This window comes from Nonomuraea sp. NPDC059194 (genome assembly GCF_042754765.1).
Lineage (GTDB): Bacteria > Actinomycetota > Actinomycetes > Streptosporangiales > Streptosporangiaceae > Nonomuraea.
In genome coordinates, this window is sequence record NZ_JBHZBH010000001.1 from 368,800 (window position 1) to 393,857 (window position 25,058).

The 25,058-nt window shown below is 70.5% G+C and carries 22 protein-coding genes; 12 read left to right on the forward strand and 10 right to left on the reverse strand.

The annotated features are described in order from the left end of the window. The first annotated feature begins 3 nt into the window (after window positions 1-3). On the forward strand, window positions 4-744 hold the full coding sequence (locus ACFXJ8_RS01730; RefSeq protein ID WP_379641877.1) for an N-acetyltransferase: 741 nt from the start codon (window positions 4-6) through the stop codon (window positions 742-744). A gap of 39 nt (window positions 745-783) precedes the next feature. Here ACFXJ8_RS01730 and ACFXJ8_RS01735 read toward each other — a convergent pair whose 3' ends face one another. From ACFXJ8_RS01735 to ACFXJ8_RS01745, 3 genes are read right to left on the reverse strand one after another with little or no spacing between them, the layout of a single operon-like run. After that, window positions 784-942 (reverse strand): hypothetical protein, encoded by a 159-nt coding sequence (locus ACFXJ8_RS01735; protein WP_379641878.1) that lies wholly within the window; start codon window positions 940-942, stop codon window positions 784-786. Then, the gene (locus tag ACFXJ8_RS01740; RefSeq protein WP_379641879.1) at window positions 939-2,585 is read right to left on the reverse strand and encodes a GMC oxidoreductase; all 1,647 of its coding nucleotides are present in this window, start codon (window positions 2,583-2,585) and stop codon (window positions 939-941) included. Before ACFXJ8_RS01740 ends, ACFXJ8_RS01735 begins: the two co-directional genes overlap by 4 nt. Then, on the reverse strand, window positions 2,582-4,102 hold the full coding sequence (locus tag ACFXJ8_RS01745) for a succinic semialdehyde dehydrogenase (RefSeq protein ID WP_379641880.1): 1,521 nt from the start codon (window positions 4,100-4,102) through the stop codon (window positions 2,582-2,584). Before ACFXJ8_RS01745 ends, ACFXJ8_RS01740 begins: the two co-directional genes overlap by 4 nt. 56 nt (window positions 4,103-4,158) lie before the next feature. On the opposite strand from ACFXJ8_RS01745, the gene ACFXJ8_RS01750 reads away from it, so the two are divergent. Genes ACFXJ8_RS01750 through ACFXJ8_RS01760 form a run of 3 tightly spaced genes read left to right on the forward strand, consistent with a single transcriptional unit; the run spans window position 4,159 to window position 10,243 of the window. Further along, window positions 4,159-6,204, forward strand: a complete 2,046-nt coding sequence (locus ACFXJ8_RS01750) for a protein kinase (RefSeq protein ID WP_379641881.1) — start codon at window positions 4,159-4,161, stop codon at window positions 6,202-6,204. A gap of 56 nt (window positions 6,205-6,260) precedes the next feature. After that, window positions 6,261-8,279: a protein kinase gene (locus ACFXJ8_RS01755; protein ID WP_379641882.1), complete on the forward strand. Its 2,019-nt coding sequence runs from the start codon at window positions 6,261-6,263 to the stop codon at window positions 8,277-8,279. Between the two features lie 32 nt (window positions 8,280-8,311). Beyond that, the gene (locus ACFXJ8_RS01760; RefSeq protein ID WP_379641883.1) at window positions 8,312-10,243 is read left to right on the forward strand and encodes a beta-propeller domain-containing protein; all 1,932 of its coding nucleotides are present in this window, start codon (window positions 8,312-8,314) and stop codon (window positions 10,241-10,243) included. A gap of 127 nt (window positions 10,244-10,370) precedes the next feature. On the opposite strand, the gene ACFXJ8_RS01765 is transcribed toward ACFXJ8_RS01760, so the two are convergent. Both ACFXJ8_RS01765 and ACFXJ8_RS01770 read right to left on the reverse strand, forming a co-directional pair. Then, the gene (locus ACFXJ8_RS01765) at window positions 10,371-12,107 is read right to left on the reverse strand and encodes a glycerol-3-phosphate dehydrogenase/oxidase (RefSeq protein WP_379641884.1); all 1,737 of its coding nucleotides are present in this window, start codon (window positions 12,105-12,107) and stop codon (window positions 10,371-10,373) included. Window positions 12,108-12,153: 46 nt separating this feature from the next. Then, window positions 12,154-12,924, reverse strand: a complete 771-nt coding sequence (locus ACFXJ8_RS01770) for a DeoR/GlpR family DNA-binding transcription regulator (RefSeq protein WP_379641885.1) — start codon at window positions 12,922-12,924, stop codon at window positions 12,154-12,156. Between the two features lie 103 nt (window positions 12,925-13,027). On the opposite strand from ACFXJ8_RS01770, the gene ACFXJ8_RS01775 reads away from it, so the two are divergent. From ACFXJ8_RS01775 to ACFXJ8_RS01795, 5 genes are read left to right on the forward strand one after another with little or no spacing between them, the layout of a single operon-like run. Beyond that, entirely contained in the window at window positions 13,028-13,900 is an 873-nt protein-coding gene (locus ACFXJ8_RS01775; protein WP_379641886.1) for an SIS domain-containing protein, read from the forward strand. Beyond that, a complete protein-coding gene (gene nagA, locus ACFXJ8_RS01780) occupies window positions 13,897-15,030 on the forward strand; it encodes an N-acetylglucosamine-6-phosphate deacetylase (RefSeq protein ID WP_379641887.1) in 1,134 nt (377 codons plus the stop codon). The genes ACFXJ8_RS01775 and nagA overlap by 4 nt, the downstream gene beginning before the upstream one ends. Beyond that, window positions 15,030-15,908: a 1-phosphofructokinase family hexose kinase gene (locus ACFXJ8_RS01785; RefSeq protein WP_379641888.1), complete on the forward strand. Its 879-nt coding sequence runs from the start codon at window positions 15,030-15,032 to the stop codon at window positions 15,906-15,908. Before nagA ends, ACFXJ8_RS01785 begins: the two co-directional genes overlap by 1 nt. Window positions 15,909-15,926: 18 nt before the next feature. Continuing rightward, window positions 15,927-16,748, forward strand: a complete 822-nt coding sequence (locus ACFXJ8_RS01790; protein ID WP_379641889.1) for a ketose-bisphosphate aldolase — start codon at window positions 15,927-15,929, stop codon at window positions 16,746-16,748. A gap of 32 nt (window positions 16,749-16,780) precedes the next feature. Next, a complete protein-coding gene (locus ACFXJ8_RS01795) occupies window positions 16,781-17,428 on the forward strand; it encodes a hypothetical protein (RefSeq protein WP_379641890.1) in 648 nt (215 codons plus the stop codon). 70 nt (window positions 17,429-17,498) lie between these two features. On the opposite strand, the gene ACFXJ8_RS01800 is transcribed toward ACFXJ8_RS01795, so the two are convergent. Next, window positions 17,499-18,071, reverse strand: coding sequence for a TetR/AcrR family transcriptional regulator (locus tag ACFXJ8_RS01800; RefSeq protein ID WP_379641891.1), 573 nt, complete (start codon window positions 18,069-18,071; stop codon window positions 17,499-17,501). Window positions 18,072-18,142: 71 nt separating this feature from the next. On the opposite strand from ACFXJ8_RS01800, the gene ACFXJ8_RS01805 reads away from it, so the two are divergent. Then, the gene (locus ACFXJ8_RS01805; protein WP_379641892.1) at window positions 18,143-18,715 is read left to right on the forward strand and encodes a dihydrofolate reductase family protein; all 573 of its coding nucleotides are present in this window, start codon (window positions 18,143-18,145) and stop codon (window positions 18,713-18,715) included. A 56-nt stretch (window positions 18,716-18,771) separates the two neighbouring features. Here ACFXJ8_RS01805 and ACFXJ8_RS01810 read toward each other — a convergent pair whose 3' ends face one another. Beyond that, window positions 18,772-19,890 (reverse strand): GuaB3 family IMP dehydrogenase-related protein, encoded by a 1,119-nt coding sequence (locus tag ACFXJ8_RS01810; protein WP_379641893.1) that lies wholly within the window; start codon window positions 19,888-19,890, stop codon window positions 18,772-18,774. A gap of 9 nt (window positions 19,891-19,899) precedes the next feature. Continuing rightward, window positions 19,900-21,381, reverse strand: a complete 1,482-nt coding sequence (gene guaB / locus ACFXJ8_RS01815; protein ID WP_379641894.1) for an IMP dehydrogenase — start codon at window positions 21,379-21,381, stop codon at window positions 19,900-19,902. Window positions 21,382-21,828: 447 nt separating this feature from the next. Here guaB and ACFXJ8_RS01820 point away from each other — a divergent pair, with 447 nt between their 5' ends. Together ACFXJ8_RS01820 and ACFXJ8_RS01825 are read left to right on the forward strand one after the other, a co-directional pair. Then, complete coding sequence (locus ACFXJ8_RS01820) at window positions 21,829-22,839, forward strand: helix-turn-helix domain-containing protein (RefSeq protein WP_379641895.1); 1,011 nt, start codon at window positions 21,829-21,831, stop codon at window positions 22,837-22,839. A 28-nt stretch (window positions 22,840-22,867) separates the two neighbouring features. Next, window positions 22,868-23,245: a DUF5319 domain-containing protein gene (locus tag ACFXJ8_RS01825; protein ID WP_358143143.1), complete on the forward strand. Its 378-nt coding sequence runs from the start codon at window positions 22,868-22,870 to the stop codon at window positions 23,243-23,245. Window positions 23,246-23,351: 106 nt separating this feature from the next. On the opposite strand, the gene ACFXJ8_RS01830 is transcribed toward ACFXJ8_RS01825, so the two are convergent. After that, window positions 23,352-23,990, reverse strand: coding sequence for a sigma-70 family RNA polymerase sigma factor (locus ACFXJ8_RS01830; protein WP_379642059.1), 639 nt, complete (start codon window positions 23,988-23,990; stop codon window positions 23,352-23,354). Between the two features lie 266 nt (window positions 23,991-24,256). Further along, window positions 24,257-25,039 carry a DeoR/GlpR family DNA-binding transcription regulator gene (locus ACFXJ8_RS01835; RefSeq protein ID WP_379641896.1) on the reverse strand — a complete coding sequence of 261 codons (783 nt, stop codon included), beginning with the start codon at window positions 25,037-25,039 and terminating at the stop codon, window positions 24,257-24,259. Window positions 25,040-25,058 lie beyond the last annotated feature (19 nt).

Sequence of the window (25,058 nt, forward strand, 5' to 3'; positions counted from 1 at the left end):
GTCATGACCCTTCGGATCACTACCCTGGCCGAGCGGCCGGATCTCGCGGACACCCTGTGGGACATGCCCAACTCGTGGCCCGAGTTCATGCTCAACGACCCCATCGCCGGGCTCTACTACGGGCACGCCACGAGCGACTTCGCCGACTACGTCCTCGTGGCGGTCGACGACGAGGCACCCGGCACCCTGGTGGCCAGGGCGTGCACCGTGCCGTTCGCGCGGCCCGGCGGCGACCTGCCCGACGACGGGTGGGACGCGGTGGTCCGCTGGGGAGGCGCCACCCGCAGGAGGGGAGGCGTTCCCGACGCGATCTCGGCCCTGGAGATCACGATCAGGGAGGACCTGCAGGGCGGCGGCCTGTCGTCGCTGATGCTGGCCGCGATGCGGGACAACGCGGCGAAGCTTGGCTTCACCGAACTGCTCGCGCCGGTCAGGCCGAACCAGAAGCATCTCGAACCGCGTACGCCGATGGCGGAGTACGCCTTCCGCACGCGTGAGGACGGCCTGCCGTACGACGCCTGGCTGCGGGTCCACGTGCGGGCGGGAGGGAAGATCGTGAAGGTCGCGCCCCGGTCGATGGTGGTGCCGGGCACGCTGGCCGAGTGGCGGGCGTGGACCGGGCTGCCGTTCGACCGCAGCGGTCCCGTCGAGGTGCCGAAGGCGCTGGCGCCCGTCCACGTCGACCTCGACCAGGACCACGCCGTCTACGTCGAGCCGAACGTCTGGATCAGCCACCCACTGTGATCTGCTCGCCCGGCTTCAGAGGCGGTCGGGTCGGCGGGCTCACCGAGAGGCCGTTAGTCCCCCCAGCATGGTCCCCGTCGGATGCGCCGACTCGTCCTTCAGCAGGATCCTGACGTCCCCGCCGGTCGGGAACTCGATGAGCGGCGTCGGCTCGCGGGACTCGTCCAGCAGGGCGAGCGCCCACTCCTGCCAGCTCATGACACGATCCGCAGCCGCAGCGCCCCCGGAGCCGCCTCGGGTACGGCGGGCCGCGCGGGCGCGATCGGTGTGATCTTCATGTAGGCCGACCCTACAGCGGGCCGCGGATCGGCCTGGCCCGCGTTCGGCCAGAACGCCATCGCGCGCTCAGCCTGCGCGGTGATGGTGAGCGAGGGGTTGACGCCGGGGTTGGCCGAGATCGCCGAGCCGTCCACGACGTGCAGGCCCTCGTAGCCGTGGACCCGGTGGTACGGGTCGATGACGCCGCTGTCGCGGGAGTCGCCGATCACGCAGCCGCCGAGGAAGTGCGCGGTCGCCGGGGTGTCGAACAGGTCGAGCCACGACCCGCCGGGGATGCCGCCGATCTCCTCGGCCGCGTGCCGTACCGCCTCGTGGCCCGCGGGGATCCAGGTCGGGTTCCTGCCGCCCTCGCTGCGCAGGCCGAACAGCGACCTGCGGGTGGTGATGGCGTTGTGGTTGGCCTGCATGACCAGCGCGATGATCGTGCGCTCCGACCAGCGGCGCAGGTCGAGCAGGCGCAGCGCGGTCAGCGGGTCCGCGGCGGCCTGGCGCAGGAAGGCGCGCCATCGGGAGCGGTCGCCGTCGACGAGCAGGGTGCGCAGCAGGCCCATGGCGTTGGAGCCGTCGCCGTAGCGGACCGGCTCGATGTGGGTCTCGGCGTCGGGGTGGATCGAGGAGGTGATCGCGACGCCGTGGTTGAGCTTGTCGCCACCGGTGGACAGCCGCTCGAAGCCGAGCAGCGCCTCCGAGTTGGTGCGGGTCAGCGCGCCGAGCCTGGGCGAGAGCCCCGGCAGCGTGGTGGCCCTGAGCCGGTGCAGGAGGCGCTGCGTGCCGTACGCGCCCGCCGCGAAGACCACCTGCCTGGCCCGGAAGGTACGGCGCTGCCACGGCGCGCCCGTGCGGTGCGCGGTGACCAGGTAGCCGTCGCCGTCGGGCCGGACCGAGACCGCCGTGCACTCCGGATAGACCTTCGCGCCCGCCCGCTCGGCCAGGTAGAGGTAGTTCTTGGTCAGCATGTTCTTGGCGCCGTGGCGGCAGCCCGTCATGCACTCGCCGCACTCGACGCAGCCCCGGCGGACCGGGCCCGCGCCGCCGAAGTACGGGTCCTGGCCCGAGGGGCCGAAGTACACGCCGACCGGGGCCAGGCGGAAGGTCTCCTCGACGCCCATCCTGGCCGCGACCTTCTTCATCACCTCGTCGGCGCGGGTGAGCGTCGGGTTGACGACCACGCCGAGCATGCGTTTGGCCTGGTCGTAGTAGGGGGCGAGCTCCGCCTTCCAGTCGGTGATCGACGCCCACTGCGGGTCGGCGAAGAACGGGTCGAGCGGCTCGTAGAGGGTGTTGGCGTAGACGAGGGAGCCGCCGCCGACCCCCGCGCCCGCCAGCACCATGACGCGGGTGCCCTTCGCGCCGCCGAGCACGTGGATGCGCTGGATGCCCTTGCACCCGAGCCAGGGCGCCCACAGGAAGTCGCGCAGCCTCCACGAGGTCTTCGGCAGCCTCGACTCGTCGAACCTGCGGCCCGCCTCCAGGACGCCGACCTTGTACCCCTTCTCGGTCAGGCGCAGGGCGGACACGCTGCCGCCGAAGCCCGATCCGATGACCAGGACGTCGAAGCTCACTTCAGCCGCAGCTTCTTCATCGTCTTGAGCAGGCCCGACAGCAGGTCGGCGTACTTGTCGTACGGCATGCCCATGGGCGGGTCGAAGCCCAGCCACGACGCCTGGCTGGCGACGTTCTGCACCTCGGTGAACTTCAGCAGCCCTTCGACGCCGTGCCTGCGGCCCAGGCCCGAGGCCTTCATGCCGCCCATCGGCGCGTCGTAGGAGGCGTAGGCCGAGCCGTACCCCTCGTTGATGTTGACGGTGCCCGCCTTGACCCGCGCGGCCAGGGCCCGCCCGCGCGCGCGGTCGCCGGTCCAGATGGAGGCGTTGAGCCCGTAGATGGTGTCGTTGGCCAGCGCCAGGACCTCCTCCTCCGTGGAGTAGGGGTACAGGCTGACGACGGGACCGAACGTCTCGTCGCGGCAGAGCGCCATGTCCTCGGTGACGCCGGTCAGCACGGTCGGCTCGTAGAACAGCGGGCCGAGGTCGGGGCGGGCCCTGCCGCCGGTCAGCACCTTGGCGCCCTTGTCGACCGCGTCGGTGACGTGTGCGATCACGCCGTCGAGCTGGCGCTGCGAGGTCAGCGACCCCATCTGGATCGACCAGTCGTGGCCCGCGCCGAGCTTCATGGCCTCGACCTGGCGCACCAGGCGGTCGGCGAACGCGTCGAAGATCGACTCGTGCACGTAGAGGCGCTCGATGGAGATGCACAGCTGACCGGCGTTGGTGAAGCAGGCGCGGATCGCGCCCTGGGCGGCGACGTCGAGGTCGGCATCGTCCAGCACGATCATCGGGTTCTTGCCGCCGAGTTCGAGCGAGCAGCCGATGAGCCGCTTGGCCGCCTCCTCGGCGATCTTGCGGCCGCCGCGCGTGGAGCCGGTGAAGGCGACGTAGTCGGCGCCGTCCATGAGCGCGTCGCCGATGTCGGCGGGCTCGCCCAGCACGACCTGCCAGATCTCGCGCGGCATGCCCAGCTCGGCCAGCAGATCGATGGTCCACAGCGTCGAGCGCGAGGTCTGCGTGTCGGGCTTGTGCACGACCGCGTTGCCCGCCAGCAGCGCGGGCATCACGTCGCCGACGCCGAGCGAGAGCGGGTAGTTCCACGGCGAGATCAGCGCGACCACGCCCTTGGGGTGGCGCAGCTCGACCACGCGCGTGGCCACGGGGAAGATCCCCTTGCGGGCCTTCGGCGCCAGCAGCCCGGCGGCTCGGCGGGCGTAGTAGAGCGCGCAGCCGGCGACGTCGAGCACCTCCTCGAAGGCGTGCCTGCGGGCCTTGCCCGTCTCCTGCTGGATGACGTCGAGGATCTCGGCGCGCCGGTCGAGGATCGCGTCGTGCAGGCGCAGGAACGGCTTGGCGCGTTCGGCGGGGGGCAGCGCGGCCCACGCCTCCTGGGCGGCGCGCGCCCGCTCGTAGGCCGTGCGGACGTCGTCGGGGGTGGAGATCGGCATCGTGGCCAGTGGTTCGCCGGTGAACGGGGTGTTGATCTCCTGCGTCTTTCCGCTGGAGACCACGTGGCGGAGGCTTTGCGGCATACCTGGAAGAATATTCGGTAGCGCAACCGTTATGGCGGCGCGCGACAATCAGAGATATGCCGTCCTACGATCCGCCCAGGTCAGGGGACCCGGCCAGTCTCGGTGACTACGCGATCGTCGGCAGGCTCGGTGACGGCAGCCAGGGCGTCGTCTACCTCGCCACCGACCGCACGGGCGCGCGTGTCGCGATCAAGTGGCTGCGGTTCGCCGATGCCGTCAGCACCGAGAGGTTCCTGCGCGAGGTCAAGGTCGTCCAGCAGGTCGCGCCCTTCTGCACCGCGCCCGTCCTGGCCACGGGGGCCGCGCAGGACCGGCCGTACATCGTCAGCGAGTACGTAGAGGGCCCCACCCTGCAGCGCGTCGTCGAGGAGCAGGGCCCGCGCACCGGGGCCGCCCTGCACCGGCTGGCGATCGGCATCGCCACCGCGCTGGCGGCGATCCACCAGGCGGGCATCGTGCACCGCGACCTCAAACCGGCCAACGTCATCATCGCCGCCGACGGGCCCAGAGTGATCGACTTCGGCATCGCCAGGGCGCTGAACGCCACCTCCACGATCAGCTCCTCACCGGTCGGGACACCGTCGTTCATGGCTCCAGAACAACTCCTCGGCCACCAGGTCGGCCCGGCCGCGGACCTGTTCGCCTGGGCCTGCACGATCGTCTACGCCGCCTCAGGCCGGGCGCCGTTCGGCAGCGACACGATGCCCGCCGTCATCAACAGGGTGCTGAACGCGCGACCCGACGTCTCGGGCCTCGACGAGCCGCTGGTCGGAGTGGTGCACGCCTGCCTGTCCAAGGACCCCTCGCAGCGGCCCACCGCCGAGCAGGTCATCGTACGGCTGCTGCAGCACCCGGTGACCCCCGGCGGCATGCTGCGGGAGGCCGCCGCCGCGTCCATGGTCGACTCCACCCTCGCCTTTCCCCGCCACAGCGTCCCGCCTCCCCAGAGCCCGGTGGCGGGCCGCGCTCCACCGCGAGGTCCCACCGAACCGCCGCCCGGAGCCGGGCGGGGCTGGGTGCCGTTCGCCCCTGACCAGCCGCCGCCGAGGAAGAGCAGGAAAGGGCTGGTCGCCGCGTTGGCGGCGGCGTTCACCGCGCTGCTCCTCGTCGGGGCGGCCGTCCTCGTGCCGTGGGGGCGAGTCTTCGACCGGGCCGCGCCCTCGACTCCGTCTGCCGCCTCAGTCCCGCCGTCCCACCCGGCCGGGCCCACGCAGGGGGTGACCCGCCTGCGACCGCTGAACACGGAGGCCACGCTCTACGAGCGTGCCGACGATGCGATCAGGCTCACCGGCTACGACCTCTACGACAGCAAGACCAAGGAGTGGGTGAACTACGCCAGAGACTCGCTGACCGGCCCGTTCCGCCGCTACGCGGGCAAGGCCGAGACCAGGCTCTCCCCCGACGGCCGCCTGGTGGCGACCCGCCCCAACTTCTACTCCTCCGGCGCCTACGACACCATCGAGATCATCGACACGAGTACCCGCGAGAAGCGGGCCACCATCAAGACCGTCCAGAGTCCGCAGATCAGCGCCATCCAGGGCTGGTCGAAGGACGGCTCGAAGATCCTGCTCAACATCGAGGAGGGGCAGGACGAGTCCTGGCGCAACCCGGGCTTCGTCATCGTGGACGTGGCGGCGAGGAAGGCGACCCCGGTCAAGGTGCCGGGCGACAGCAAAGACGTTCCCGGGTTCGGATGGGACGGCCAGACCAGGGGCGTGGTCAACCTCTACGGCTCCGACCTGCGCTTCTTCGACTCCTCGGGCAAACGGCTGCGCGACGCCGTCAACGTCGGCGAACTCCCCGTCGGCACGCAGGACATCTTCTCCCCCTCGGGCAGATCGTTCGCCACGAAGTGCGCCGACGGCGACGACGGCGAGTTCTGCCTGTGGGACACCGAGTCGGGAAAGAGCCTGCACAAGGTCGCCACCGCCTGCGACATGTACCTCGGCTGGTACGACGAGGGCCACCTGTACTGCTGGGAGAGCGACAACGACACCAAGGCCCGGGTCGTGGTCGTCGACTTCACCGGCACGGAGGTCCGCACGCTGCTCGACACCCCGAACGCGGTCAACTTCAGCCCGACATTCACCACCATGCAATGAACCGTGCGGAAGATCCGGTGGCGCAACCGTTATGGCGACACGCCAGAATTCCGGCTATGCCGCCCTACGATCAGCTCAGATCTGGAGACCCAGCCAGACTCGGCGACCACACGCTCCTCGGCAGGCTCGGCGAGGGCGGCCAGGGCGTCGTCTACCTCGCCACCGACCGCACAGGGGCGCGGGTCGCGATCAAGTGGCTGCGTCCCGGCGACCCGGTCAGCGCCGAGCGGTTCCTGCGGGAGGTGCGGGTCGCCCAGCAGGTCGCCCCCTTCTGCACGGCGCAGGTCCTGGCCACCGGCGCCGAGGACGGCCGGCCGTACATCGTCAGCGAGTACATCGAGGGGCCCTCGCTCCATCGAGTCGTCCAGGAGCAGGGGCCGCGCACCGGTCCCGCCCTGCACCGCCTGGCGATCGGCACCGCCACCGCGCTGGCCGCGATCCACCAGGCGGGCATCGTGCACCGCGACTTCAAGCCCGCCAACGTCATCATCGCCCCCGACGGGCCGCGCGTGATCGACTTCGGCATCGCCAGGGCGCTCGACGCCACCTCGACGATCACCTCCTCCCCCGTGGGCACGCCGTCGTACATGGCGCCCGAGCAGCTGCTCGGCCACCAGGTGGGGCCCGCCGCCGACCTGTTCACCTGGGCCGCCACGATCGCCTACGCCGCCTCGGGCAGGGCACCGTTCGGCAGCGACACGATGCCGGCCGTCATCAACAGGGTGCTGAACGCACCGCCCGAGGTGTCGGGCCTCGACGAGCCGCTGCGCGGGGTGGTGCACGCGTGCCTGTCCAAGGACCCCTTACAGCGGCCCACCGCCGAACAGGTCATCATGCGGCTGCTGCAGCACCCGGTGACGCCTGGCGGCATGCTGCGGGAGGCCGCGGCGGCGGCCGCCGTGGTTCCGAATCCCCAGGTCTCGCATCCGGGTTACCCACCGCCCCCTCCTCCCCAGCAGTGGACGGCCCCTCCGACGTACCCGCAGGGCGGCTACCCGCCGCCGAAGAAGAGCAGGGCCGGGCTGGTCGCCGGGCTCGTGGCGGGCGCCGTCGCGCTGCTCGTCGTGGTCGCGGTCGTCGCGGTGCCGTGGGGAAGGCTGTCCGAGCGCGCCGCTCCCTCGCCGTCGCCCACCGGGCGGCAGCCGAGCGCCACCAGCGCGGCCCCCTCTGTCTCGCCGTCCCGCACGGCCGTACCCACGCGGGGGCTGGCCCAGCAGCGGCTGCTCGGCACGCGGGCCATCGCCTACGAGCACCCGGACGACCCGATCAGGCTCACCTCCTACGAGGTCTACAACAAGACCTCCAAGGAGTGGGTCAACTACGCCAGGAAGGCGCTGACGGGGTCGTTCAACCGCTACGGCGGCAACTGGGAGACCCTGCTGTCCCCCGACGGCCGCCATCTCGCCGGACGCAGCAAGAACTACACCTCCGACCGCTACGACTCCGTCGAGATCACCGACACCAGGACCGGCGAGAAGACCTCCGTCAAGACCGTCAAGGAGCCGCTGATCAGCAGCATCCGCGCCTGGTCGGGCGACGGCTCGAAGATCCTGCTCAATGTCGAGCGGTCCAAGGGCGACGATTGGCTCTACCTGGGCTTCGTCATCGTCGACGTGGCCACGCGCAAGGCCGAGGTGGTCAAGGTCACGGGCAAGGGCTCCTTCGGCTGGGACGGCCAGACCGAGGGCGTGGTCAACGTCGTCGGCTCCGGCCTGCGCTTCTTCGACGCCTCTGGCAACAAGGTGCGCGACGCCGCCAACATCGGCGAGCTGCCCGCGGGCACCCTGGACATCTTCTCCCCCTCGGGCGACGCTTTCGCCAGCCGCTGCCCCGACGGCGACGCGGGCGAGCTGTGCGTCTGGGACAGCGCCTCGGGAGACAGGCTGCGCACGGTCACCACCCCCTGCGACAAACTCCTCGGCTGGTACGACGAGACCCACCTCTACTGCTGGGAGCTCGACAACGCCCCCAAGGACCGCGTCCAGGTCGTCGACTTCTCCGGCAAGGAGGTCCGCACGCTGCTCGACATCTCCGACGGCGTCGGTTACAGCCCGACATTCACCAGAACCTCATGAACCGTTCCGTGCGGCCGCCCGTGTAGGTGGACATGAAGACGTTCATCCGGACGGCACTGTCCGCCGCCGCCCTCGCGACGGCGGTCGCCGCCTGCTCCGCTCCCGCCACCAAGCCCGTCTCGGCGCCGCTCGACCTGAGCGACGTGAAGCTGGTCTCCTACGACAGCTGCGACGACATGCTGTCCGGGCTGCGCGAGAACACCGCCAAGAACGTCTCGTCCTGGGGCCTCGGCGGGCCGCCCATCATGTACATGGAGCGCTCGGACGTCGCGGGCAAGGCCGTACCCCAGTCGGCGAACGAGGGCAAGGCCGCCGACCACTCCACCACGAACGTGCACGAGCAGGGCGTCGACGAGCCCGACCTGGTCAAGACCGACGGCAGGCGGGTCATCACCGTCAGCAACGGCAAGCTCCGCGTCATCGACGCCGCGACCAGGAAGATCACCGGCACGCTCGAACTGGCCAAGGAGAACTGGGTCGCGGGCGACCTGCTCGTGTCGGGCGACCGGGCGCTGGTGCTGTTCAACGGCGGCGGCATCCCGTTCGGCGCCGTCGCCAAGCGCGCCTTCGCGCCGACCGGCGGCCCCCAGTACGCGCTGGTGGACCTGTCCGGCGAGCCCAGGCTGCTCGGCACCGTCGAGCCGGGCGGCATGCACGTGGACGCCAGGCTCGTGGGCTCCACGGTACGGCTGGTCGTGCGCAGCCAGCCCGACATCACCTTCCCTCAGGCGCGCGAGGACGTGTCCGAGGCCGAGCGCATCAAGGTCAACCAGGCCGTGGTACGGCAGGCGCCGATCTCGGCGTGGCTGCCGAAGTTCACGATCACCGACGCGGCGGGGAACGCGCGAGCGGAGTCGGTGAAGTGCGAGCAGGTCAGCCACCCCGACGAGTACACGGGCACGTCGCTGCTGACCGTGCACACCATCGACCTGACGCAGGACCTGGCGGCCGCGGCGGCCAACCCGATCGCGGTGGCGGCCGACGGCGACACCGTTTACGGGACGGGCACCAGCCTGTACGTCACCAGCAATCCGCGCTGGTGGTTCCCCGTCCCGATCGACCCGCGTCCCCTTGACGTCAACACGGCCCCGCCTGGGACGCCCGCCGGCGGCAACGCCGTACCGCCTGAGGAGACCGAGGTCCACCGGTTCGACATCAGCCAGGCGGGCGCCCCCAAGTACCTCGCGTCCGGCAAGATCCCCGGACGGCTGCTGAACCAGTACGCGATGTCGGAGTACCAGGGCAACCTGCGCGTCGCCACCACCACGGCCGACCAGAAGACCAGCTCAAGCAGCGTCTACGTGCTGCGCGCCGACACCCTGGCCAAGATCGGCGAGGTCGGCGGCCTGGGCAAGGACGAGCGCATCTACTCGGTCCGCTTCATCGGCCCCGTCGGGTACGTGGTGACCTTCCGGCAGGTCGACCCGCTCTACACGCTCGACCTTCGCGACCCGGCGGCGCCCAAGGTGACGGGCGAGCTCAAGATCACCGGATACTCGGCGTACCTGCACCCCGCGGGCGAGGGGCGGCTCATCGGGCTCGGCCAGGAGGCCAGCGAGAAGGGCAGGACGCTCGGCACCCAGGTCTCCCTGTTCGACGTCAGCGACCCGGCCAACCCGCGGCGGCTGTCGCAGCTGTTCCAGAAGGACACGGGGTCCGAGGCCGAGTGGGACCCGCACGCCTTCCTGTACTGGCCCAAGACGGGGACGGCCGTCATCCCCGTGTCCAGCTACAAGAACGGGGAGTCGGAGTCGGGGGCGATGGTGCTGAAGATCACCGACAGCGGGGTGAGCGAGGCGGGCACGATCAAGCACCCGCGGGTGAAGGAGCGCGACTACACCTACGAGCCGAACATCCAGCGCTCCGTGGTGATCGGCGACTCGCTGTGGACGGTGTCACCTTCTGGCATCAAGGTCAACGACCTGAACACCCTTGACGAGCAGGCCTGGATCCCGCTCACCTGAGCGCTGTCCGCCACCTCCCCGCTTCCCTCGAAGACAGGCCAATCAAAAGGTTCGTCGGCGGCCAGGTGGATTCCTTCACCGATGATCTCAGCCGCTTCTGGATCGGCATCATGCATCCCGAGCTTCTTCAGGGGTGGGTGGGAAGGGCGACGGGGACGATCTCGGGGGCGCCCAGGCGGATGGCGTCGGCCTCCTGGTCGGTGTCCTGCTCCTGGGAGAGGCGCTCGGCCTCCACCCGCTTGGAGTAGTACTCGACCTCCCGCTTCACGTGGTCGTCGTCCCACTCCAGCGGCCCGGCCATCAGCTCGGCCGCCTCCTGGGCCACCGCGAGCCCCCGGTGGAAGGTCTCGATGGAGATGTGGGTGCGCCGGGTCAGCACGTCGTTGAGGTGCCTGGCCCCCTCGTGGGTCGCCGCGTAGACGATCTCGGCGCGCAGGTAGTCGTCGGCCCCGTTGAGCGGCCTGGCCAGCGAGCGGTCCTGCTCGATCAGCTCCAGCACCTCGTCGATGAGCGAGCCGTACCGCTGGAGCAGGTGTTCGATGCGGGCCACGTGCAGGCCAGAGGCACGGGCGAGCCGGTGGCGGGAGTTCCACAGCGCCTGGTAGCCCTCGCCGCCGACCAGCGGGATGCGGTCGGTGCACGAGACGGGCACGCGCTGGTCGAGACCGTGCGCGACGGCGTCGACCGCGTCCTTGGCCATCACCCGGTAGGTGGTGTACTTGCCGCCAGCGATCATCACCAGGCCCGGCACCGGGTGCGCGACGACGTGCTCCCTGGACAGCTTGGAGGTCTCCTCCGACTCCCCCGACAGCAGCGGGCGCAACCCGGCGTAGACGCCCTCGACGTCGTCCCTGGTCAGCGGCACCGAGAGCACCGCGTTGACGTGGTCGAGCAGGTAGTCGATGTCGACCCGCGAGGCGGCGGGGTGCGCCCGGTCGAGCGTCCACTCGGTGTCGGTGGTGCCGATGATCCAGTGCCGGCCCCACGGGATCACGAAGAGCACGGATTTCTCGGTGCGCAGGATGATGCCGGTCATGGAGTGGATGCGGTCGCGCGGGACCACCAGGTGGATGCCCTTGGAGGCGCGTACGTGGATCTGGCCCCTGCCGCCGACCAGTTCCTGGATGTCGTCGGTCCACACGCCTGTCGCGTTGACGACCTGCCGCGCTCTGATCTCGACCTCGGCGGAGCTCTCCAGGTCGCGCACCCTGACCCCGGTCACCCGCTCCCCTTCGCGCAGGAAGCCGACCACCTGCGCCCGCTGCGCCACGTGCGCGCCGTAGGCGGCCGCGGTGCGGAGCATGGTCATCACGTAGCGGGCGTCGTCGACCTGGGCGTCCCAGTACTGCACGGCGCCGGTGAAGGAGGTGCGTTTCAGCGCGGGCGCCAGCCGCAGCGCCCTGCTCCTGGACAGGTGCCGATGCCCCGGTACGCCACGGGTGAGGCCGGAGGCGAAGCCGAGCGCGTCGTAGAGGGCCACGCCCGCCCCGACGTAGGGGCGTTCCCATCCGAAGTGGGTCATCGGGAACAGGAACGGCACCGGCCGTACCAGATGGGGGGCGATGCGCTGCAGCAGCAGCGCCCGCTCCTGCAGCGCCTCCCTGACCAGGTCGAAGTTGAGCTGCTCCAGGTAGCGCAGGCCGCCATGGATCAGCTTGGACGATCGGGAGGAGGTGCCTGAGGCGAAGTCGCGCGCCTCGACGAGCCCGACGGAAAGGCCACGGGTGGCGGCGTCGAGCGCCACGCCCGCGCCCACGACGCCGCCACCCACGACGACCACGTCAAGCTCTCGTTCCGCCAGCGCGGTCAGCGCGGCCGTTCTCTCGGCGGGGCCGAGCCTGGAGGCTCCGATGTTCGCCGTCATGACTCGAAACGTACCCGCTTTCGTCTGGGTCGAGCGTTGACGGACTTCATGCGCGGATGACCTTGACACCCGCGTCGGCGAACCCGCTCGCCAGCTCGTCGGACAGCTGCTCGTCGGTCACCAGCGTGTCGATCTGGCTGACGGGGCAGATCCTGGCGAAGGCCCGCTTGCCCAGCTTGGAGGAGTCGGCGATGACCACCACCTGGGCGGCCCTGCCGATGAGCAGGCTGTTGACCGCCGCCTCGCCCTCGTGGTGGGCGGAGGCGCCGAGCTCGACGTCGAGCGCGTCGACGCCGAGGAAGGCCACGTCCAGCGTCACCTGTTCGAGCACGCCGCTTGCCAGTGGTCCGATGAGCTCGTAGGACTGCTGCCGCGCCACCCCGCCCGTGACCACGATCTTCACGTGCTGGCGGACGGTGAGCTCGGAGGCGATGTTGAGCGCGTTGGTGACGATCGTGAAACCGGCTTCGAGGGTCGAGCGGGTGGCCAGCGTGCGGGCCAGCTCCGAGGTGGTGGTGCCGCCGTTCATCCCGACCACGGCCCCGGGGGAGACCAGTTCGGCGGCCGCGGCGGCGATGCGGTGCTTCTCGTCGGCGTGCCGCGCGGTCTTGTAGCGCAGGGGCAGGTCGTAGCTGACGCTCTGCGCGACGGCGCCGCCGCGGGTGCGCATGAGCATCTGCTGCTGAGCGAGTTGGTCGAAGTCGCGGCGGATGGTCGCGGTGGAGACGTCGAGCGCCTCGGCGGCCTCCTCGACCGAGAGCCGTCCCTCCTCGGCGAGCAGCTCGAGAATCGAGTTCCAGCGGTCATAACGGCTCATGGGGGCAAGCGTGGCACATCCGTTGACCCACCTACCAGCACTGCCCAGTTATGCTCTTTTCTGATATAAAAAGAGCAGAAACAAACATCTCTGGGAGGAAGCCGTGACCACCCACACCGAGGCCGAGATCGCGTCTCAGCCCGACTGCTGGCGTCGTGCCGTCGAGAGCATCCCGGCCGACGCCCTGCCCCAGCCGGGCGAGCGGGTCGCCGTGGTCGGCTGCGGCACCTCCTGGTTCATCGCGATGGCCTACGCCACGCTGCGCGAGCAGGCGGGCCTGGGCGAGACCGACGCCTTCGCCGCGTCGGAGGCGCCGCTCGGCCGTACCTATGACAGGGTGCTGGCGCTGACCCGCTCGGGCACCACCACCGAGGTCCTCGAGCTGCTCGGCAAGGTCTCCACCAGGACCACGGCCATCACCGCCGACCCCGACACCCCCGTCATGACGCTGGCCGACCAGGTCGTCGTCCTCGACTACGCCGACGAGAAGTCGGTCGTGCAGACCCGCTTCGCCACCACCCAGCTCGCGCTGCTGCGCGGCAGCCTCGGCGAGGACCTCACCCAGGCCATCGCCGACGCGAGCGAGGCCGTCGCCGCCCCGCTGCCCGCCGAGCTGGTCGAGGCCGAGCAGTTCAGCTTCCTCGGCTCCGGCTGGTCGGTCGGCCTGGCGCAGGAGGCGGCGCTGAAGATGCGCGAGGCCTCCAGGTCGTGGACCGAGGCCTACCCGGCGATGGAGTACCGCCACGGCCCGATCAGCATCGCCGGGCCCGGCCGCGTCACCTGGATGCTCGGCGCCGCCCCCGAGGGCCTGCGCGAGCAGGTCGAAGTCACCGGCGGCACGTTCTTCGAGACCTCCCTCGACCCGATGGCCGAGCTGATCCGCGCCCAGCGGGTCGCGGTAGCGCGCGCCTTCGCCCGCGGGCTGAACCCCGACGAGCCGATGCACCTCACGCGATCTGTGATTCTTTCTTCATGAGCCTTACTCTCGCCGACGCCCGGATCGCGACTCCCGACGGAGTTCACGACGGGTGGCTGACCATCGAAGACGGCCGCATCACGCATGTCGGTCACGGACCCGCCCCCCGAGCGGGCCACAGCCTGTCCGGGCGGCTGGTCGTGCCCGGCTTCGTCGACATTCACAACCATGGCGGCGCGGGCGGGTCCTTCCCGACAGGTCAGCAGGACAAGGCGCGCGACGCCGTCGCGCTCCACGAGAGTCACGGCACCACCACGATGGTCGCGAGCCTGGTGACGGGGGCGATCGACGACATCGCCGCCGCCACCTCGTCGCTGGCTGACCTGTGCGAGGACGGGATCATCGCGGGCATCCACTTCGAGGGCCCCTACATCTCGAAGGCACGATGCGGCGCGCACAACCCCAGGCTGCTGCGCGAGCCCGACCCGAAGGAGTTCGCCCAGCTGGCCAAGGCGGGGCGCGGCCATGTCCGCATGCTCACCATCGCCGCCGAGCTGCCGGGGGCACTCGACACCATCCGTACGGCGGTCGCCGAAGGCGTCATCGCCGCCCTCGGCCACAGCGACGCCACCTACGACCAGACGATCGCGGGCATCGACGCGGGCGCGAGCGTCGCCACCCACCTCTACAACGCGCTTCCCCCTCTCGGTCACCGCACGCCCGGCCCCATCGCGGCCCTGCTGGAGGACGAGCGGGTCACCGTCGAGCTGATCAACGACGGCGTCCACGTCCACCCCGCCATGCTCCGCCTCGCCTACACCGCCGCAGGCCCCGAGCGCACCGCGCTGATCACCGACGCGATGGCCGCGACCGGCATGGGCGACGGCACCTACGTGCTCGGCTCCATGCAGGTCGACGTCAGCAACGGCGTCGCGCGCCTGGTCGAGGGCGGCTCCATCGCGGGCAGCACCCTCACCATGGACGTCGCCTTCCGCCGGGCCGTCCAGCAGGTCGGGCTGTCCATCACCGAGGCCGTCGAGATCTCCTCGCTGACCCCCGCCCGCGTGCTCGGCCTGGCCGACGAGGTGGGGTCCATCGCCGCGGGCAAGGTCGCCGACCTGGTCGTTCTCAACGATTCCTTCGAGGTCGCCGGCGTCATGAAGCGCGGCGGCTGGATCACGGAGCCCTGATGATCCTCACCGTCACCGCCAACGCCGCCCTCGACGTCACCTACCAGGTGCCCGACGCCGACTGGGACGGAGTGAACCGGGTCTCCTCGGTGCACAGGCGTGCCGGTGGCAAGGGCGTCAACGTCGCACGGGTGCTCGCCGCGCTCGGCCGCGAGGTCGTGGTGGCGGGCCTCGCGGGCGGGCCGACGGGCGAGGCCATCCGCGCCGACCTCGACGCCGCGGGCCTGCCCGGCGCGCTCACCCCGATCTCGGGCGACTCCCGCACCACACTGGTGATCCACTCGGACACCACGGCGCTGTTCAACGAGCCCGGCCCGCTCGTCACCCCCGACGAGCTCGACCGCTTCCTCGCCGACTTCGAGCGCCTGGCCAAGGACGCCGAAGCCGTCGTGATCTCCGGCAGCCTGCCCAGGGGCGCCCCCGCCGATCTCTACGCCACGCTCGCCGCCATGACCGGCGTGCCGACGATCGTCGACGCCGACGGCGAGCCGCTGCGCCACGCGCCCAGGGGGCGGCCCTCGATCGTCAAGCCGAACAAGGACGAGCTGGCCCGCGCCTTCCCCGACGGCGGCGCCGAGGCCGTCCTGGCGGAGGGGGCGGGGGCGGTCGTCGTGTCCATGGGCGAGGAGGGGCTGCACGCCATCACGCCCGCGGGAACGTTCCGCGCGCGCATGCCGTACCGCGTGGAGGGCAATCCGACGGGAGCGGGCGACGCGCTGGTGGCGGGGCTCGCCCTGGGGCTGGTGGAGCAGCTGCCGTGGCCCGACCTGCTGCGCAGGGCGGCCGCGCTGGGAGCGGCGGCCGTCGCCGCGCCCGTCGCGGGCGACTTCGACCGCGGCGTGTACGACGCCATCCACCCCGAGATCGTCATCGGCTAGAAATCGATAAGGAGCCTCATGCCTCTCGTCGGCATCGCAGAGATCGTCAACAGCGCGAAGGCGGGCGTCGGCGCGTTCAACGTGATCCAGCTGGAGCACGCGACCGCGATCGTCGCGGGCGCGCAGGCCGCGGGCGCGCCCGTGGTGCTGCAGATCAGCGAGAACGCCGTCCGCTACCACGGCGCGCTGGAGCCCATCGCCCTGGCCACGCTCGCCGTCGCCAGACGCGCGGCCGTGCCCGTCGCCGTCCATCTCGACCATGCCACCGACCGGGCGCTGGTCGAGGAGGCCGTCGCGCTGGGCCTCGGCTCGGTCATGTTCGACGCCTCCGCGCTGCCCGACGAGGAGAACGTCGCCGCCACCGCCGAGGTCGTCGCCCACTGCCACGCGCACGGCGTCTGGGTGGAGGCCGAGCTCGGCGAGGTCGGCGGCAAGGACGGCGTCCACGCCCCCGGCGCCCGTACCAAGCCGCACGAGGCCGTCGACTACGTCGCCCGCACCGGCGTCGACGCGCTGGCCGTCGCCGTCGGCACCTCCCACGCGATGACGACCAAGGACGCGGTGCTGGACCTGGCGCTGATCGCCGAACTGCACGCCGCGGTGCCGGTGCCGCTGGTCCTGCACGGCTCGTCCGGGGTGTCCGACGACAACCTGCGCGATGCCGTACGGCACGGCATGAAGAAGATCAACATCGCCACGCACCTCAACAAGGCCTTCACCGGGGCCGTCCGCGAGTACCTGGCCGACGACCCCAAGGTCGTCGACTCCCGCAAGTACCTCAAGGCGGGCCGCGAGGCGGTGGCCCGCGAGGTCACCCACCTGCTCGGCGTCCTGTCGTGAACCGGAGGCGCGCCGGGCACGTGTGAGTGGGCATGCGCCTTCTCGCGGCTTTGGCCCTGCTCGCCGCCCTTGTCCTGGCCCCCGCCGGTACGGCATGCGCCTGCTCCTGCGCGACCCTGAAGCCCAAGGAGGCCGTGAAGGGGGCGGCCGCGGTGTTCATCGGAACGGTGAAGGCCGTCCGCCGGCTGCCCGGATCACCTCTCGGCCCCCGGCCGCCCTACGTGGTCACTTTCGCGGTCGACCAGGTCTACAAGGGCGACCGTGTGGCGACGGTCGAGCTGGCGACCAACGCCGACTCGGCCTCGTGCGGGTACGACTTCACGGCGGGGGCGCGCTACCTGGTGTTCGCGGCGTCGGGGGCGCGGGATAGTGGCCTGTTCGCGACCGATCCGGGCACGGCGCTGTACTCGTCGCTGTGCTCGGGCAACGTGGAGCTCAAGCCGGGCAGCAGCGGGCCGTTGCGGCGGGGTGACGAGGTCGGCTCGCCGGTCTCCAAGGAGCTGCTCGCCGCCCTCGGCGCCCCGACCCGCCCCACCGCAGCTCCGACCACGACGCCCGTGTCGCCGGAGGATGCAAACGACTCCTCCCTCGGCGGCCTGCCCTGGGGGCCGATCGCGGGCGGCGCCGTCGCGGCGGCGGCGCTGGCGGCAGGGCTCGCCGGGCTGCTCAGACGGCGCTGAGGGCGCCTCAGCCGTCCAGCGCTCGCAGGACCCGCTCGACCTGCCGCCCGAACGTCCCCGGCGGGAGATCTCAGCCGGACACCAGTCGTTCGACCGCACGTGCGACCAGTTCCTCCGCCTCCTCTGCCGAGAACACCTCCGGCAGCGTCAGCCGTTCCACGATCAGCCAGTTCAGCGCCAGGTAGAGCAGCTTCACCGCGGTCGCGTCGCCGGGCAGTCCCGACTCCAGGTGGTAGCGCACGTTCGCGTCCACGTCGGCGCGGATCCGCTCGGTCAGTACGGCCCGCAGCTCCGGCCGCCGCGTCGCCTCCAACCGCAGCTCCAGCAGCGCGAGGTAGCCGGTCGAGTAGGCGGTGATCCGCGCCACCAGCTCCTTGAGCAACGCGACGGTCCTGTCCTTGTCGCGCGGACCCTCCAGGCTGAGCGCCATGGTGGCCTCGTCGGGCTGGAGCCGCTCGTAGATGCGCCCGCCCGCCTGGGTGAGCAGGTCGTCGCGGTTGGCGAAGTAGTTGGAGGCCGTGCCGGTCGGCACCGCCGCCTGCGCGTCGACCGCCCTGAAGGTCAGGCCCCTCGCGCCGTCACGGGCCAGCACCTCGATGGCCGCGTCGATGAGCGCCGCCCGCCGTTCGGGATTCTTCCGCACTTGACCCACTCCAGATGTAGTACTACGGTGAAACCACTTCAAACAGAGTACTACATACGGAGTTGCTTCTCATGCGAAAGCTCGTGTACTACGTGGGCGTCTCGATCGACGGCTACATCGCGGGTCCCGGTGGCGAGTGGGAGTTCTACCCGCTGGCCGACGACATGATGGCGTGGATGAACACCGAGCAGCCCGAGACGGTGCCCGCGCACATCCGCGCGGCGATCGGCCTCGACGCTCCCGCGCGCCGCTTCGACACGGTGCTGATGGGCCGCGGCACCTACGTCCCCGGTCTCGACGCCGGTGTGGCCAGCCCGTACAGCCCGCTGCGGCAGTACGTGGTCTCCGCCACCCTGCCCGACAGCACCGACCCCGAGGTCGAGATCGTCAGGGGGGAGCCGCTGGAGCTGGTGCGGCGGCTGAAGAAGGAGGACGGCATGGACATCTACCTGTGCGGCGGCGGCAAGCTCGCGGCGGCCGTCCTGCCCGAGATCGACGAACTGATCATCAAGCACTACCCGGTGGTCGCGGGCACCGGCATCCCCGCCTTCTCCGGCGAGTTCCGGCCCACGCAGTTCACCCCGCGGCAGAGCAGGACGTTCAGCAACGGAGCCACGGTCACCTGGTACGCCAGAGCGAACTGACCAACAAAAGACCCGCACCCCCTGTACGGCGGTGCGGGTCTTCTCGTTCGTCGAAGTCAGCGCTGGACCGGCGCCACGACCACCTCGACGCGCTGGAACTCCTTGATGTCGGAGTAGCCCGTCGAGGCCATCGTCCGCTTCAGCGCGCCCATCAGGTTCATCGAACCGTCGGCCACGCTGGACGGCCCGTGCAGGATCTGCTCCAGCGTGCCCACGGTGCCGAACTGCACCCTGCGCCCGCGCGGCAGGTCGGGGTGGTGCGCCTCGGAACCCCAGTGGAACCCGTGCCCGGGAGCCTCGGTCGCCCGCGCCAGCGGCGAGCCGACCATCACCGCGTCGGCCCCGCAGGCGATCGCCTTGGCGATGTCACCCGAGGTGCCCATGCCACCGTCGGCGATCACGTGGACGTAGCGGCCACCGGACTCGTCGAGGTAGTCGCGCCGCGCCGCCGCCACGTCGGAGATCGCCGTGGCCATCGGTACGGCGACGCCGAGCACGTTGCGCGTGGTGTGGGAGGCGCCGCCGCCGAAGCCGACCAGCACGCCGGCCGCGCCCGTACGCATCAGGTGCAGGGCCGCGGTGTAGGTGGCGCACCCTCCGACGATCACCGGCACGTCAAGCTCGTAGATGAACTGCTTGAGGTTCAGCGGCTCGGCCTTGCTCGACACGTGCTCGGCCGAGACCGTCGTGCCGCGGATGACGAAGATGTCGACGCCCGCGTCGATGACCGCCTTGTGGAACTGCACCGTGCGCTGCGGCGACAGCCGGACCGCGGTGGTTACGCCCGCGTCGCGGATCTCCTGGATCCTGCGCCCGATCAGCTCCTCCTTGATCGGCGCCGTGTAGATCTCCTGGAGCCTGCGTGTGGCCGCCTCGGTGTCGAGGGCGGCGCACTCCTGCAACAGCGGCAGCGGGTCCTCGTAGCGGGTCCACAGGCCCTCAAGATCGAGCGGTGCCAGACCGCCGAGCTTGCCGATCGCGATCGCCGTGGCGGGCGAGACGACGCTGTCCATGGGCGCGACCACGACGGGCAGCTCGAACCGGTAGGCGTCGATCTGCCAGGCGATCGAGACCTCCTCCGGGTCACGCGTGCGCCGCGAGGGCACCAGGCCGATCTCGTCGAGCGCGTAGGCACGGCGGCCGGTCTTGCCGCGCCCGATCTCCACCTGAGTCATCAAACTTGTTTACCTTCTGTGATAGTTCGGGGCTTCGACCGTCATCTGGATGTCGTGCGGGTGGCTCTCCTTGAGCCCCGCCGACGTGATCGGCATGAGCTGGCTGCGCTCGTGCATCTCGTCGATCGTGCGGCATCCGGCGTACCACATGCCCTGGTGCAGGCCGCCGACGAGCTGGTAGGTGACCGCCGAGACCGGGCCGCGATAGGGGACCTGGCCCTCGATGCCCTCGGGGATGTACTTGTCCTCGGAGCTGACGGTGTCCTGGCCGTAGCGGTCCTTGCTGAAGGAGGTGCCGCCGCGCTCGCGGTTGCGGACCGCGCCGAGCGAGCCCATGCCCCGGTAGGACTTGAACTGCTTGCCGTTGATGAAGATCAGGTCGCCGGGCGACTCCTCGCAGCCCGCGAGCAGGGAGCCGAGCATGACGGTGTCGGCGCCGGCCGCGATGGCCTTGACGATGTCTCCTGAGTACTGCAGGCCGCCGTCGCCGATCAACGGGACGCCGGCGGGACCGCAGGCCAGCGAGGCCTGGTGGATGGCGGTGATCTGCGGCGCGCCCACACCGGCGACCACGCGGGTGGTGCAGATGGAGCCGGGGCCCACGCCGACCTTGACCGCGTCGGCGCCCGCGTCGACGAGCAGCTGCGCACCGGCGCGCGTGGCGACATTGCCGCCGATCACGTCGATGCGGCTGTTGGCCTTGAGCTTGGCGATCATGTCGCCGATGCCCTTGGAGTCGCCGTGGGCGACGTCGACGATGATGACGTCGACGCCCGCGTCGATGAGGGCCTGCGCGCGCTTCTCCCCGTCGGCGCCCACGCCGACGGCCGCGCCGACGACCAGGCGGCCGTCGGCGTCCTTGGTGGAGAGCGGGTACTGCTCGCTCTTGGTGAAGTCCTTGATGGTGATGAGGCCGCGCAGCCTGCCCTGGGCGTCGACCAGCGGCAGCTTCTCGATCTTGTTGGCCTTGAGCAGCGCGAACGCCTCGTCGCGCGACACCCCGACCGGCGCGGTGACCAGCGGCATCGGGGTCATGACGTCGCGCACGGTCCGGCTCTGGTCGCTCTCGTAGCGCATGTCGCGGTTGGTGACGATGCCGACGAGCACGCCGTCGGCATCGGTGACCGGGGCGCCGGAGATGCGGTAGTTGGCGCACAGCCGCTCGACGTCGGCGAGGGTGTCGTCGGGCGAGCACGTCACCGGATTGGTGACCATGCCGGCCTCGGAGCGCTTGACCAGGTCGGCCTGCTGGGCCTGCTCCTCGATCGACAGGTTGCGGTGGAGGATGCCGATGCCGCCCTGGCGGGCCATCGCGACGGCCATGCGCGCCTCGGTCACGGTGTCCATCGCCGCCGACACCAGCGGGATCGACAGCGTGATGCCGCGCGAGAGCCGGGTGGCGGTGCTGGCATCACCCGGCTGCATGTCCGAATAGGCGGGTACGAGCAACACGTCGTCAAACGTGAGCCCCGTTTCGGTGAACTTGGACATGCCGTGACCCCTCCAGCCGCCATTCTTCATGCTTGTGGCAGCAAGTTTAGTGGGTGCGGCCAAAACGATCAGCGCGGGGATGAGTGCGAGGATGGAGGACGATGACCCCCACGGTCCGTCGTCCTCCACGCATCGTGGTCCACGCATCGTGAAGTGCCGGAGAACCGGGGCGGTCGGTGATCCGCCCCGGTTCTCCGGCCACCGGCAACCTCAGGTGAGGCGCGAATGCCACCGAACCCCCCTCCGCGTCCAAGTGGCGGCGCTGCTCACCTTCCGGGTGCCGACGCTGGGTTAATGCTGCGTTACGCGGTGGCACACCGCAATGTGAAAACGTGCAATTGCACGAAGTTGCACGCGGGGCGGAGGAGTCGGCGCAAGGACAGGACAGGGCGGGGCGACCGGGTTATCCTCGCGGCACGCCCGTGTCCCCTCTACGGAGCACCGCACATGCGCAACATCTCCAGCACCACGTCCGACCCGCTCGAGGCCCTTGGCCTCGATCCTGGTCAGGTCGCGCTCTACACGGCGGTGCTGAGGCTGCACAGGGCCACGCTGGCCGAGCTGGCCGCGGCCATGGACGGCCCCGCCGACGCCGTCGGCAGGCAGCTCGACGACCTCGTACGGCTCGGCGTCGTCGACGAGCAGTCAGGCCACTACCTCGCCCGCCACCCCGCCGCCGCCCTCGGCAGGCTCATCGCCCAGCGCCTCGACCTGCTGGCCGAGGAGAGCCGCCGCATCGACTCCGCGCTCAGCTCCATCCGCCCCCTGATCCGCGACTACGACGCAGGCCGCGACTACCAGAGCGGCCCCTTCCCCGTCGAGCTGGTCAGCGGCGCCGACATCCTGTACGAGAGCGTGGTCGGCATCGCCGTACAGGCGCCGCCGATGGATCTGATCACCGCGATCCCCGACGAGCGCACCATGCTCGACTTCGCCAGGAAGTTCGCCGACCCGTGGGTCGACGCGCAGCAGCGCGACCTGCTGTCGCTGCGCGCGATCATCCCGGTCTCGACGCTGCCGCTGCCAGGGGTGCGCGACCACCTAAGTCGTTTACTGGCCAGCGGCGGGCAGGTGCGCACGCTCGACAAGGTGCCGAGCTGGTTCATGGCCGCGGGGCCCGGCGTGGCGGGGCTGCCCGCCGCGTGGGGCGGCAACCTGCCCGACCACGCCTACAACTTCTACGTCGTCAGGGCGCCGATCGTGGTAGGGGTGCTGCGCTCGCTGTTCGAGGAGCTGTGGGCGCGTGCCGTACCCCTGCCATGGGGGCGCAAGAGCGACGGCATGGTGCAGGTGCTGCGGCTGGCCGCGCAGGGCATGTGCGACGACTCCATCGCGCGCCATCTCGGCGTGTCGGTCCGCACGGTCCGTGCCAGGTTCGCCGACGCCATCGCCGAACTGGGCGCGCAGTCACGCTTCCACGCCGGCGTGGAGGCCGCTCGGAGGGGATGGCTCACCTGAGGCGCCCCGTCGGTCTTATGGTGGGAAGGTGCTGGAAGACGTGCCACAGGACCCGTTCGCGGACGACCCGAACGATCCCAGCTCGGCGCTGGGTGATCTCGACGACGCCGAGCCGCTGACGGCTGCCGAACGCGACGAGGCCATCACCGACCTGGCCGACGTCGAGGTCTTCCGCTCACTGCTGGAGCCGCAGGGCGTGCTCGGGCTGGTCCTCGACTGTCCCGAATGCTCAGAACAGCACTTCTTCGACTGGGAGCTGCTGCGCGGCAACCTGCGCCAGATGATCGAGAACGGCCAGCCGCAGGTGCACGAGCCCGCCTTCCACCCCGACCCGTCCGACTACGTGAGCTGGGAGTACGCCAGAGGCTACGTCGACGGCGTCATCGACACCGAAGAGCGGCACTGACCGACGTCTTCGACCAGCGCCGCGAGCAGCCTGGCGGCCGGATCCCACGCGGGCGGCGCCGCACCCCGCGACAACGCGTCGAGGAGCGCGTCGCTCTCGTCTTCGGTCAAGCGATCGACTCCAGCTGGGCCATCTGCCGCAGCCTGGCCAGCGCCCGATGCTGGGCGACCCGCACGGCACCCGGTGTCATGCCGAGTACATTACCCGTCTCCTCGGCCGACAGCCCCGAAACCACCCGCAACAGCAGCAGCTCGCGCTGGTTGTCCGGCAGTCGCGACAGCAGCCTGCGGGCCTGCTCCACCTCGATGTAGCGGACGACCGTCTCCTCCGGCCCCGGCCCCTCGTCGGGGCCGTCGGGAAGATCCTGCGTCGGTACGGCGGAGCGCACCGAACTGCGCAGCGCGTCGGCCACCTTGTGCGAGGCGATCCCGAACACGAACGAGGCGAACGGCCGCCCCATGTCGCGATAGCGGGGCAGCGCGGACAGGACGGCGATGCACACTTCCTGCGCCACGTCATCGGCAATGTGATATTGCCCTGAAACCCTTCCCAGACGCGCACGGCAATAGCGCACCACCATCGGGCGGAGCGCCCCGAGCAGAGATTCGATCGCGCTGCGATCCCCCTGGACGGCGAGGCTCGTCAGTTCCCGAAGGTCGGACTCATCCGATCTTGCCGGAAGTCTCGACGCTAGCCTTACCCCAATTTTGGCGTCGGCGACGCTTCCCTCGCTCACGTTAGGCATGATGCCCGCACTGATCCTGCCTGTCGTCATAGCGAACGGCTACGGATTGGTCACATTGAAGCGACGATAACGGGGAGTAATCGAGCGACCACACTAGGGCTTTCGAGCTACCCTGATATTTCAAGCCATTTGCAGAAATGCACGAAACGCGGCAGACGCGTGGACGCTTTACGAGCGTGTTCGGTTTACCGGGAAATAGCCCATTTCCGGACACCTTCCTCTCGCGACCCACCCCTTTCTTCTACTTTGAGGCGCGCGGCCCCAGCTCATACCTGGACTATCCGCACCCCCGATTCGGTGAGCCTGGCCAGCAGCTCGGCAGGGGCGGTGGAGTCGGTGACCAGGATGTCGATCTGGGACAGCGGGCAGATACGGGCGAAGGCGCGCCTGCCGAGCTTGGAGCCGTCGGCCACGATGATCACCTGGCGCGCCTTGGCCGCCATGAGCTGGTTGATCGCGGCCTCGCCCTCGTTGTGCGCGCTCGCCCCGTGGTCGACGTCGAGGGCGTCCACGCCGAGCACCGCCACGTCCAGGGCGATGCGCTCCAGCATGCCGGTGGCGACGGGGCCGACCAGCTCGTAGGACTGGGCGCGCGCCGAGCCGCCGGTCGTGACCACGTGCAGGTGCGGGCGGACGACCAGCTCGTGCGCGATGTTGAGCGCGTTGGTGACCACGGTCAGCGCCGGGCCGCGCTGGTCTCTACCCAGGTCGCGGGTGGCCAGGGCGCGCGCGACCTCGGTGGTCGTGGTGCCGCCGTTGAGTCCGACCGTCGAGCCCTCAGGCACCAGCGCGGCGGCGGCGGCCCCGATGCGCTGCTTCTCGGGGGCATGTTGAGCCACCTTGTAGCGCAGCGGCAGGTCGTAGGAGACGCTGTGCGCGATCGCGCCGCCCCTGGTCCTGGTCAGCAGCTGCTGGGCGGCCAGCTCGTCGAAGTCGCGCCTGATCGTCGCGGTGGACACGTTCAGCTTCTCGGCCGTCTCGACGACGTCCAGCTGCCCGGCCTCGGCGACCATTTCGAGCAGCACGTTCCAGCGTTCGTACCGGTTCACCCCGCCAATCATGCAGCTA